Here is an 11,717-nt window from a genome sequence, read left to right on the forward strand (position 1 = left end):
GGCTCCGGACGCGCGCGCGGCGCTGGCGCAACGCAGCCGCCAGCTGGGCCTGGCCGGGCAGGGCCTGCCGGTCAGCGGCGCGGTGGTCAAGGGTTTGCCGGCCGACATCGCCGTCGCCGGCGGTTACCGCTTGCGGGTGGGGCGCGGCGGCGCGCGCATAGACGCGCATGACGCCGCCGGCCTGTTCTACGGCGCGCAGACCCTGCTGGGCCTGATGCCGCAAGGCGGCGGCGAGATCCCGACGCTGACGGTGGAGGACGCGCCGCGCTACGCGCACCGCGGCTTCATGGTGGACGTGGCGCGCAATTTCCGTCAGCCGGCCACGCTCAAGCGCCTGATCGAACAGATGGCCGCCTACAAGCTCAACAAGCTGCATCTGCATCTGTCCGACGATGAAGGCTGGCGCCTGCAGATCAACGGCCTGCCGGAATTGACCGAGGTCGGCGCGCGCCGCTGTCACGATCTGAACGAGGACCGCTGTCTGCTGCCGCAACTGGGGTCCGGTCCGGACAACCGTTCCGGCGGCGGCTATTTGAGCCGCGAGCAGTATGTGGAATTGCTGCGTTACGCCAAGGCGCGCTTCATCGAGGTGATTCCGGAAATCGACATGCCGGCGCACGCGCGCGCGGCGGTGATGGCGATGGAGCGGCGTTATCGCCACCTCAGTCAGTTGGAGCAGCCGGAAGCCGCCTCCGCCTACCGGCTGATCGATCCGCAAGACCGTTCCAACACCTTGTCGGTGCAATTCTACGACCGTCACACCTATGTCAATCCCTGCGTGCCCGGCGTGCCGCGCTTCGTCGACAAAGTGGTGTCGGAAGTGGCCGCCATGCACCGCGAGGCCGGCGTGCCGCTGGCGGTCTGGCACTTTGGCGGCGACGAGGCCAAGAACATCTTGCTGGGCGGCGGTTTCCAGGACCTGTCCGGCCAGGACCCGGCCAAGGGCAAGATCAAGCTGGCGGAGCAGGACAAGCCCTGGGCGCGCTCGCCGGCCTGCCGCGCGCTGTTGGCGGAGCGGCCGGGGAAAACCGTAGCCGATCTGCCCTTGCAGTTCGCCGAGGACGTCAGCCGCATCCTGGCGCGGCACGGCATCGCCACGATGGGTGCCTGGCAGGACGGTTTGAAAGGCGCGAAATCGCCCAAGGACTTCGCCACCGCCAAGGTGATGGTGACCGAGTGGGACGCCTTGTTCTGGGGCGCGGCCAAGGAAGCGCACGAGTTTGCCAACAAGGGTTTTGAGACCGTGCTGGCGATGCCGGATTATTTGTACTTCGACTTCCCCTATGAGTTGACCCCCAAGGAACGCGGCTATTACTGGGCCTCGCGCGCCACCGACAGCTATAAGGTGTTCAGCTTCGCGCCGGACAATCTGCCGCAGAACGCAGAGGTGATGACAGACTGTCAGGGCAAGGCCTTCGAAGTGCCCAGCGAGGCCGGGCCGGCGCGCTTCGCCGGCATCCAGGGGCAGGCCTGGAGCGAGGTGATGCGCAGCGACGCCCAGTTTGAATACATGGCCTATCCGCGGCTGCTGGCATTGGCCGAGCGCGCCTGGCACCGCGCGGGCTGGGAACGGCCTTATCGTCAGGGCGAGCGTTATCAGCTGGGCGTCAGCCATCTGGTGGACCGCGCGGCCTTGAACCGGGATTGGCAGCAGTTCGCCGCAGTGCTGGGTTGGCGCGAGGCGGCCAAACTGGAGCGCGCCGGCATCGGTCTGCGCATCGCGCCGCCGGGCCTGGCGAGCGGGGCGGCGGCGGTGCTGACGGAGTTCCCCGGCCAGGCGCTGCAGTTCTCGCCGGATGGGCGCAACTGGACGCCGTACCGGCCGGGCCTGGGCGCGGAAGCGCCTTATTGGCGCGGCGTCAGCGGCGACGGCGCGCGCTTTAGCCGGCAGGAGGCGCGCGGCGGCGACTGAGCGCCGATGCGGGCAAGACAGGGACGCTCGGGCCGCCGGCCCGGGCGTTTTTCATGGTTGAGCGGTTTCCCGGCGTTGATAAGACAATAGAGTTGATCTATCTTGATGATCCCGCAGCGCGCCGGAGGGCGGCGTTTACAGCCGGATTGAGCACAGTTGCCCTCTGTAATGGATGTTGTCGGACAAAATTTATTGCGCTGTATCAAAGAATGTATACGCCGGTGTCGCAAACCGGATATGGATTTGCGACGGGCTTACCTTAGAATCATTGAAACTTCATGAAATCATCGATAAAGCCGGCATCACGACCGGTCCGGCCAGCCGCTTGGGATTTCATGATACGGATAAGAAACGACGATAGAGCAGGAAGGGAACCATCAAGATGAGCAATACTGTAACGCGCGCCGATTTCGACCAGGTCATGGTCCCCAATTACGGTCCGGCCGGTTTCATCCCGGTCAAGGGCCTGGGTTCCCGCGTATGGGACCAGAGCGGCCGCGAATTCATCGATTTCGCCGGCGGCATCGCCGTCAACTCGCTGGGCCATTGCCACCCGCAGCTGGTAGCGGCCTTGACCGAGCAGGCTTCCAAGCTGTGGCACGTGTCCAATGTGTTCACCAACGAGCCGGCCTTGAAGCTGGGCAAGCTGCTGACCGAGTCCACCTTCGCCGAGCGCGTGTTCTTCTGCAACTCCGGCGCGGAAGCCAATGAAGCCGCGTTCAAGCTGGCGCGCAAATACGGTTCCGATCACTTCGGCCCGGAAAAGAACCAGATCCTGGCCTGCAAGAACTCCTTCCACGGCCGCACCCTGTTCACCGTCAGCGTCGGCGGCCAGCCTAAGTACACCGAAGGCTTCGGCCCGGTGCCGGGCGGCATCGCCCACTTCGAATACAACGACATCGAATCGCTGAAAGCGGCCATCTCCGACCAGACCTGTGCGGTGGTGATCGAACCCATCCAGGGCGAGGGCGGCGTGATGCCGGCCGACAAGGCCTTCCTGGAAGCCGCGCGCCAGCTGTGCGACCAGCACAATGCGCTCTTGGTGTTCGATGAAGTGCAAAGCGGCGTCGGCCGCACCGGTTCGCTGTTCGCCTATCAGGAATACGGCGTGACCCCGGACATCCTCAGCTCCGCCAAGGGCATAGGCGGCGGCTTCCCGATCGGCGCGATGCTGACCACCGAGAAAGTGGCCAAGAGCTTCGGCATCGGCACCCATGGCTCCACCTACGGCGGCAACCCGCTGGCCTGCGCGGTGGCGCACAAGGTGCTGGAGCTGGTCAAGGAGCCGGCGGTGCTGGACGGCGTGCGCGCCAAGCACCAGCGCTTCGTCGATGGCCTGAACGCGATCAACACCAAATACCAGGTGTTCAAGACCGTGCGCGGCATGGGCCTGCTGCTGGGCTGCGTGCTGACCGACGCTTACGCCGGCCGCGCCAAGGAGTTTCTGAAAGCCGCTGAAAAGCAGGGCCTGATGTTGCTGGTGGCCGGTTTGAGCGTGGTGCGCCTGGCGCCGTCGCTGGTGATCGAGGATGAGGACATCGACGAAGGCCTGGCGCGTTTCGACGCGGCCATCGCCGAACTGGTCGCCGGTCGATAAGCGCCCGCGGCACTGATTCCGGGCGGCCGCCGGCCGCCCTTGCTCCAAGACACAATACCGTTATCCGCCCACGCTCCCGCCCCTGGCAGGCGCGCGGGTGATGCTGCGCCGCGGTCTCGCCGCGGCCCGGCCGGATTTCAGCGATAGGGGAGATGTCCCATGCTTACCGTGCGTCCCGTCCGCACCTCCGATCTGCCCGCCATCGAACGCATGGCGGTGGCCAGCGGCATCGGCGTCACCAGCTTGCCCAATAACCGGGAAAAGCTGTTCGAGCGCATCCAGCAGTCCGTGTCCGCCTTCGAGCACGAGGCCACCGGCGACTCCGGCTGCGAATACTATATGTTCGTGCTGGAGGAGGGCGGCCAGGTGTTGGGCACCGCGTCCATCAACGCTTCCGCCGGCTTCGACGAGCCCTTCTACAGCTACCGCAGCGAAATCTTCGTGCACGCCTCGCGTGCGCTGAAGGTCAACAACCGCGTGCACGTGCTGAATATGTGCCACGACCTGACCGGCATGGTGCAGCTGTGCGGCTTCTACGTGGACGGCCATCTGGAGCCCTTGGCCGCCGAGCTGCTGTCGCGCGCCCGGCTGCTCTTCATCGCCAGCAAGCGCGAGCGCTTCGGCCGCCGCGTGATCGCGGAGATGCAGGGCATTCACGACGACGCCGGCCAGTCGCCGTTCTGGAACGCCATCGGCCGCCGCTTCTTCAATATGGATTTCCTGCAGGTGGAACAGGCCTTCGTCAGCCACAGCAAGACCTTCATCGCCGAGCTGATGCCCAGCTACCCGATCTACGTGCCCTTGCTGCCGGACGAGGCGCAGCACGCCATCGGCCAGATCCACGCCAGCTTCGAGCGCTCCTGCCAGCTGCTGTGCAACGAGGGTTTCGAAGCCGACAACTATATCGACATCTTCGACGGCGGCGCGGTGCTGACCGCCGAGGTGGACCGGCTGAAAACGCTGGAAAACAGCCGCTGCTACCCGGTGGAAGTGCTGGCCAGCCTGCCGGAGCAGGCGCAGCCGCAGTTGTTGAGCAATCTGGAGTCCAGCGAGTTCGCCGCCGCGGTGTGCCGCGTGGCGGTGGTGGACGGCGTGGCCTTCATCAATCCCGACGCCGCCCGCGCGCTGGGCCTCGCCAGCGGCGGCCAGGTTCAAGTGGCCGGTTTGCAGCAGAAGGAGTCCGCAGCATGATGTTCATCCGCCCCGTAGCCCACAAGGACCTGGACGGCCTGATGAATCTGGCGCGCAGCGCCGGCGTCGGCCTGACCTCGCTGCCGGTCAACGAAGAGCGGCTGTCGCGCCGCATCGCCCGCTCGGTGCTGTCTTTCGCCGGCGAGCTGGACAAGGCCGACCAAGGCTATGTCTTCGTGATGGAAGACGGCGCCACCGGCGCCATCGCCGGCATCTGCGCGCTGGAAGCCGCGGTGGGCCTGAAGGAGCCGTGGTACAACTACCGCGTCGGCACCATCGTCCACGCCTCGGAGGAGTTGGGCGTGTATTCGCGCCACGACACCTTGTTCCTGTCCAACGACCACACCGGCTATTCCGAGCTGTGCACGCTGTTCCTGCACCCTGACTACCGCGCCAACCGCAACGGCGGCCTGCTGTCCAAGAGCCGCTTCCTGTTCCTGGCGCAGTTCCCGCAACTGTTCGGCAAGCTGGTGGTGGCCGAGATGCGCGGCGTGTCCGACGAGGCCGGCCGCTCGCCGTTCTGGGAAGGACTGGGCCGTCATTTCTTCTCCATAGACTTCGCCCACGCCGATTACCTGACCGGCGTCGGCCAGAAGGCCTTCGTCGCCGAGCTGATGCCCAAGCATCCGGTCTACATCGACTTCCTGCCGCCGGAGGCGCAGGCGGTGATCGGCCAGACCCATGAAAACACCCGCCCGGCGGTGGCGATGCTGGAATCCGAAGGCTTCCGCTACGAGGGCTATGTCGACATCTTCGACGCCGGCCCGACGGTGCAGACCTATACCAGCGAAATCCGCGCGGTGAAGGAAAGCGCGACGGTCGCGGCGCGGCTGGCGGACCCGCTGCCGGAAGGCGACAAGAACTTCTACCTGGTGTCCAACGACTCGCTGGCCGGCTTCCGCGCCATCCTGGCCGAGACGCTGGCGCCCACCCATGAAATCCTGCTGACGCCGGAACAGGCGCAGGCGCTGAACGTGGAAGAGGGCGGCCATCTGCGCTGCGTCGCGCTCTACCCCAAGGAGAATGCATAGTGAGCAGCTTATTCATCAACGGTCAGTGGCAGGAAGGCGCCGGCGCGGCGCTGAGCAAAACCAATCCGGCCGACAATAGCCCGCTATGGCAGGGCCGCGCGGCCGACGCCGCCCAGGTGGACGCCGCCGTGGCCGCCGGCCGCGCCGCGTTCAAGCACTGGGCGCGCACGCCGCTGGACGCGCGGGTTGCGGTGGCCAAGCGCTTCGGCGAACTCCTGAGCGCCAATAAGGACGCGCTGGCCCGCGTCATCGCCCAGGAAACCGGCAAGCCCTTGTGGGAAGCGCAGACCGAAGTCACCACCATGGTCAACAAGGTGGACATCTCGCTGAAGTCCTACCACGAGCGCACCGGCGAACGCGCCGCCGCCATGGGCGACGCCCAGGCGGTGCTGCGCCACAAGCCGCACGGCGTGGTGGCGGTGTTCGGCCCCTACAACTTCCCCGGCCACCTGCCCAACGGCCACATCGTGCCGGCGCTCTTGGCCGGCAACGCGGTGATTTTCAAGCCGTCCGAACTGACGCCGTGGACGGCGCAGGAAACGGTGCGCTTGTGGGCCGAAGCCGGCCTGCCGGCCGGCGTGATCGCGCTGCTGCAAGGCGCGCGCGACACCGGCGCGGCCCTGGCCGGCCACGCCGGCATCGACGGCCTGTTCTTCACCGGCAGTTCCGCCACCGGCGCGCTGCTGCACAAGAACTTCGCCGGCCATCCGGACAAGATCCTGGCGCTGGAAATGGGCGGCAACAATCCGCTGATCGTGGAAGGGGTTCAGGACATCGACGCCGCCGTCCACCACATCGTCCAGTCCGCCTTCGTCTCCGCCGGCCAGCGCTGCACTTGCGCGCGCCGGCTGCTGCTGCCGCAAGGCGCCTGGGGCGACGCGCTGCTGGCGCGGCTGGTGGAGGTGGCGGCCAAGCTGCGCGTCGGCAAATACGACGCCGAGCCGGCGCCCTTCATGGGCGCGGTGATTTCCAGCGCCGCCGCCGAGGCGCTGCTGCAAGCCCAGGCCGCGATGCTGGCCGCCGGCGGCAAGGCGCTGCTGGAGATGCGCCGCTTGACGCCGGACGCGGCGCTGTTGAGCCCGGGCATCATCGACACCACCGCCGCCGCGCGGCCGGACGAGGAATACTTCGGCCCGCTGCTGCAAGTGATACGCTACGCCGATTTCGATCAGGCCATCGCCATCGCCAACGACACCCGCTTCGGCCTGGCCGGCGGCGTGCTGTCCGACGAGCGCGCGCTGTACGAACGCTATCTGCTGGAAAGCCGCGCCGGCGTGGTCAACTGGAACAAGCCCTTGACCGGCGCGTCCAGCGCCGCGCCCTTCGGCGGCGTCGGCGCCTCCGGCAACCATCGCGCCAGCGCCTATTACGCCGCCGACTACTGCGCCTATCCGGTGGCCTCGCTGGAATGCGACAGCCTGGCCGTGCCGGCGCAGCTGTCTCCCGGCATGGTGTTTTAAGAGCGCCCCCTCTCCCCAACCCCTCTCCCGCAAGGGGAGAGGGACTGAAGGCTGAGTGCGACGCCCGTTCATTCGTGCAGTCAGCGCGGGCGGTGCGGTTTTCTCCCCTCGGGGAGAGGGGGCGTGTAGTCAACGCAAAAGAGTTAGGTGGCGAGAAGGGGCCAGATGGCCGTCCCGCCATTCAGATGGATTGAGGCAAGGGAGCATTCTCCAAATGAACGCCTATGAAGTGAATTTCGACGGCCTGGTGGGCCCGACCCACAATTACAGCGGCCTGTCCTTCGGCAATGTGGCGTCCACCAGCAACGTCAGCGCCGCGTCCAATCCCAAGCTGGCCGCCAAGCAGGGCCTGGCCAAGATGAAGGCCTTGCACGATCTGGGCTTCAAGCAGGGCGTGCTGGCCCCGCACGAGCGTCCGGACGTGGCCAGCCTGCGTCTGCTGGGCTTTGGCGGCAGCGACGCCGAGGTGGTGGCGCGCGCCGCCAGGGACGCGCCGGCCATCCTGGCCGCGGCCTGCTCGGCCTCCTGCATGTGGACCGCCAACGCCGCCACCGTCAGCCCGTCCGGCGACACCGCCGACGGCCGCGTGCATTTCACCCCGGCCAATCTGAACAATAAATTCCACCGTTCGATCGAGCATCCGACCACGGGCCGGCTGCTGCGGGCGATGTTCGCCGACGAGTCCCGCTTCGCCGTGCATCCGGCGCTGCCGGCGCAGATGCATTTCGGCGACGAGGGCGCGGCCAACCACACCCGTTTCTGCGCCGAGTACGACGGCGCGGGGGTGGAGTTCTTCGTGTTCGGCGCGGCGGCTTTCGACGCCCGCTATCCCAAGCCGGCCAAGTTCCCGGCGCGCCAGACCCTGGAAGCCTGCCAGGCGGTGGCGCGCCTGCACGGCCTGAGCGCGGAGCGCGTGGTCTACGCGCAGCAGGACCCGGACACCATAGACGCCGGCGTGTTCCACAACGACGTGATCTCGGTGGGCAACCGCCAGGTGCTGTTCCATCACGAGAAATCCTTTGTCGACCAGCACAAGGTGCTGGCCGAGCTGAGCGCCAAGCTGGCGGCGGTCGGCGGCCGCTTTGTGTCGGTGGAGGTGCCGGCGGCGGAGGTCAGCGTCGAGGAGGCGGTGAAGAGTTATCTGTTCAACAGCCAGTTGCTGTCCAAGCCGGACGGCAAGATGATCATCGTGGTGCCGGAGGAGTGCCGCAATCAGCCGCGCGTCTGGGCCTACCTTGGCAAGCTGGTCGCCGGCGGCGGTCCCATCGACGAGGTCAAGGTGTTCGATCTCAAGCAAAGCATGCAGAACGGCGGCGGCCCCGCCTGCCTGCGGCTGCGCGTGGCGCTGTCGGCGGCGGAAATCGCCGCGCTCAATCCCAAGGTGCTGATGAGCGACGCGCTGTTCGCCATGCTCAACGGCTGGGTGGATCGCCATTATCGCGACCGCCTGAGCAGCGAAGACCTGGCCGATCCGCAGCTGCTGATCGAAAGCCGCACCGCGCTGGACGAGTTGAGCGGCATCCTGGGCCTGGGGTCGGTGTACCCCTTCCAGCTGGTTTGAGCCAGCGATACCCACGCCTGATTTCGAGTCAGGCGCTCTAGCGAAACAGGCCGGGATTCCCGGCCTGTTTTGCGTTTGAAGCGGCGGCGTCCGCCCGGATGCGCCGCTCTTGTCGTCGGGATGATGACAGCCTTTCTTTCACCGAAAACTGTCCTGATTAATGGTATCTATTTGACGAATATCATCTATTTTTGGTTTTTAATGTTGTTTGACATGACAAAAGTCATGTGATAGCTTGAATGACATTGGAATATATTGATCGATACGGCTTGCGGATTTCGGCCTCCTAGCCACGGAGGACGCGGGTTTGCGGCGCGGCCGTCCGCGGCGGCGCAGCGGTTGGGCGTTTGGCGAGGGCGGAGACGAAACGAGGCCTGAGGCGTTTCTACAACGGGATACGGCCTGGCCTTTGGTACTGGTCTGGACGAAATAGCGGAGGTTGATGCCGGAGCGGGCGGCGTTTCGCCCCCGGCGATGTTTTGGCGGTTTTGCGGTTGTTGTTGATTGCGAATGAGAGTGCCGGTTGGATTTTCCGCCGCTGCGATACGCAGTTCATCGCGGCTCCTTTTGTCTTGCATACACTTCAAGTGCCAATACACCATGAAATATCACTGCATCGGCATCGGCAGCGGGCCGTCCAATCTGAGCGTGGCTTCGCTCTTGCATGGCCAGCACGACATCAAGAGCATCTTTTTCGAACAGAAAGCGGCGTTCACCTGGCACGACGGCATGATGATTCCCGGCGCGGGGCTGCAAGTCTCCCTGTTCAAGGATCTGGTCACGCTGGCGGACCCGACCAACCGCTTTTCCTTTGTGTCCTATCTGCACCAGCACGGCAGATTGCTGCAGTTTCTCAATGCGCGCTTCGATCAGGTGTCGCGGCTGGAGTTTCGCGATTATCTGAAATGGGCGGCGGAGAGCAACGGCAATATCTGCTTTGGCGAGCGGGTGCTGGAGGTCGATTTCGACGGCGGCGCCTTCGTGGTGCAGACCACGAAGCGGAGGGTGCAGGGCGACAATGTGGTCGTCGGCGTCGGCATTGTGCCGGAGGTGCCGGACTTCGCGCGCTCCTGTCTCGACGACAGCACGCATTTCCATGTCAATGAGTTCGCCGCCAAGGCCGGCGTCGCGGCGGGCAAGCGCGTGCTGGTGATAGGCGGCGGCCAGTCCGGCGCCGAGGTGGTGCTGGATTTGCTGCGCCGCGGCGGCGGCCAGGCGCCGGCGGCGCTGAGCTGGCTGTCGCGGCGGGAGAATTACTTCCCGCTCGACGATTCCCCGTTCACCAACGATCTGTATACGCCCACCCATTCCAATTATTTTTACGAGCAGGACGAAATCTTCCGCAGCGCCTTCATCAAGCGCAATCTGCTCAGCAGCGACGGCATTTCCGAATGCACCTTGCGCAGCCTCTACCAACAGATCTACTCGCTGCGCTTCATCGAACGCTCGCCTATCGACATCCGCCTGCTGCCCTTCCGCGAGGTGCGCGCCATCGGCCGGAACGGCGAGCGCTGGTCCATCGCCGCCCGCCATCTGGGCGCCAACGCGTCGGAAACGCTGGAAGCGGACGTGGTGATCTGGGCCAGCGGATTCAAGCCGGCGCCCACGCCCTTCCTGCAGCCCCTGCGGGAGCGCCTGGAGCGCGAGGGCGAGGAAATCGCCGTTGACCGCGATTACGCGGCGCTGGGCAAGCTGCCGCGCAATCGCAGCCTGTTCATCCTGAACGCCATCCGCCAGCAGCGCGGCCTGGCCGATCCCAATCTCAGCCTGACCGCCTGGCGCAGCCAGATTGTCATCAACCGCATGCTGGACGCGCCGCGCGTCGACAACGTCGACGCCGCCTTCGTGTCCTGGGCGCCGCTGGCCTCGGCGCGCGCGGACGAGCGCAAGAACAAGAGGGAATGGGCATGACGGCGCCCCGCATCGTCGTCGTCGGCGGCGGCATCCTCGGCTGCACGATAGCCGCGCGCCTGCTGGAGCGCGAGCCGCGGGTCCGGCTCACCCTGGTGGACCGCGACCTGGTCGGCGCGGGAGCATCGATGTATTCCGCCGGCGTCCATTTCCCGGTGGGACGCTCCGAGCGCGTGCGCCAACTGAGCGCGGCCAGCGCGGATTACTACCAGACCTTGCGCGCCCGCCATCCGCAGCTGCCCATGCACGGTTTCGACTTTTTCGTCGCGGCCGGCGCGGCCGACGCCGATGAGGTCCGCGCCCGCTGCACCGGCTTGCTGCCCTTGTCGGCGGAGGAACAGTCGCGCGTCGCGCCGGATCTGCCGGCCGGCCGCGAGCTGTGGCGGATGCCGGATTGCCATGTGACGGATGTGCAGGGGCTGGCCTTATGGCACGCGCAGCGTCTGCGCGGCCGCGCCGAGGTGTTGGAAGGCGTGGGGGTCGAGGCGCTGGACGAGAGCGCCGACGGCGTCCGCCTGAGCTTGTCCAGCGGCCGGGAGCTGGCCGCCGACGCCGTGGTGCTGGCCCCCGGGCCATGGGTCAACGAGGGCTGCTGGAGCGGGCTGACCGCCGGGCTGGGGGTTCGCGTCAAGAAGGTGGTGGCCCTGCATCTTCAGCGGCCGGCGGAGGAGGGCGCCGCGCTGTTCTTCCCCGCCGAGGACGCTTTTCTGGCGCCGCTGCCGCACCGCGGGCATTGGCTGTTCAGCTACACCTGCCAGCAATGGGACGTGTCGCCGGAGCAGTGCCGGCAGGCCGGGGTGGAGGCTCGCGAGATCGCCGAGGCGCGCGAGGCGCTGCGGGGCGTCGCGCCGGCGCTGGCGCCGCTGCTGAGCTCGGGCCGGGTGTTCTGCGACGCCTACAGCCCAAGCCGCGAGCCGCTGGCGCAATACCTCGGCCGTCATCGACGCATTCTGTTCGTCGGAGCGTGCAACGGCTCCGGATACCGGCTGGCGCCCGGCGTCGCCGCGGAAGCCGTCGCCCTGCTCAACCACACTCTCACCAAGGGATAGCCGAT

At 66.4% G+C, this 11,717-nt stretch carries 8 protein-coding genes; all 8 read left to right on the top strand.

The genetic code is table 11. The features are described from left to right. Positions 1–1,912 (top strand): family 20 glycosylhydrolase (locus tag NK214_RS19525; protein WP_253315263.1); only part of this gene is annotated, 1,912 nt, incomplete at its 5' end. A 382-nt stretch (positions 1,913–2,294) separates the two neighbouring features. Further along, positions 2,295–3,509, top strand: a complete 1,215-nt coding sequence (locus tag NK214_RS19530; protein WP_253315264.1) for an aspartate aminotransferase family protein — start codon at positions 2,295–2,297, stop codon at positions 3,507–3,509. A gap of 159 nt (positions 3,510–3,668) precedes the next feature. After that, a complete protein-coding gene (gene aruF / locus NK214_RS19535; RefSeq protein WP_253315265.1) occupies positions 3,669–4,700 on the top strand; it encodes an arginine/ornithine succinyltransferase subunit alpha in 1,032 nt (343 codons plus the stop codon). Beyond that, positions 4,697–5,731, top strand: coding sequence for an arginine N-succinyltransferase (gene astA, locus NK214_RS19540; RefSeq protein ID WP_253315266.1), 1,035 nt, complete (start codon positions 4,697–4,699; stop codon positions 5,729–5,731). Before aruF ends, astA begins: the two co-directional genes overlap by 4 nt. Continuing rightward, complete coding sequence (gene astD / locus NK214_RS19545) at positions 5,731–7,191, top strand: succinylglutamate-semialdehyde dehydrogenase (protein WP_253315267.1); 1,461 nt, start codon at positions 5,731–5,733, stop codon at positions 7,189–7,191. Before astA ends, astD begins: the two co-directional genes overlap by 1 nt. A 214-nt stretch (positions 7,192–7,405) precedes the next feature. Next, positions 7,406–8,752, top strand: a complete 1,347-nt coding sequence (gene astB / locus NK214_RS19550; protein WP_253315268.1) for an N-succinylarginine dihydrolase — start codon at positions 7,406–7,408, stop codon at positions 8,750–8,752. A 600-nt stretch (positions 8,753–9,352) separates the two neighbouring features. Beyond that, entirely contained in the window at positions 9,353–10,663 is a 1,311-nt protein-coding gene (locus NK214_RS19555; RefSeq protein WP_235089507.1) for a lysine N(6)-hydroxylase/L-ornithine N(5)-oxygenase family protein, read from the top strand. Beyond that, positions 10,660–11,712, top strand: coding sequence for an FAD-binding oxidoreductase (locus tag NK214_RS19560; protein WP_253315269.1), 1,053 nt, complete (start codon positions 10,660–10,662; stop codon positions 11,710–11,712). Before NK214_RS19555 ends, NK214_RS19560 begins: the two co-directional genes overlap by 4 nt. Positions 11,713–11,717 lie beyond the last annotated feature (5 nt).

It is taken from the genome of Chromobacterium sp. S0633 (genome assembly GCF_024158805.1).
In the GTDB taxonomy this organism is placed as follows: domain Bacteria; phylum Pseudomonadota; class Gammaproteobacteria; order Burkholderiales; family Chromobacteriaceae; genus Chromobacterium.

Coding starts and splice junctions, on each gene's coding strand:
- NK214_RS19555 (WP_235089507.1), top strand. CDS start 9,353: ATGAAATATCACTGCATCGGCATCGGCAGCGGGCCGTCCAATCTGAGC.
- NK214_RS19560 (WP_253315269.1), top strand. CDS start 10,660: ATGACGGCGCCCCGCATCGTCGTCGTCGGCGGCGGCATCCTCGGCTGC.
- NK214_RS19530 (WP_253315264.1), top strand. CDS start 2,295: ATGAGCAATACTGTAACGCGCGCCGATTTCGACCAGGTCATGGTCCCC.
- astA (WP_253315266.1), top strand. CDS start 4,697: ATGATGTTCATCCGCCCCGTAGCCCACAAGGACCTGGACGGCCTGATG.
- astB (WP_253315268.1), top strand. CDS start 7,406: ATGAACGCCTATGAAGTGAATTTCGACGGCCTGGTGGGCCCGACCCAC.
- aruF (WP_253315265.1), top strand. CDS start 3,669: ATGCTTACCGTGCGTCCCGTCCGCACCTCCGATCTGCCCGCCATCGAA.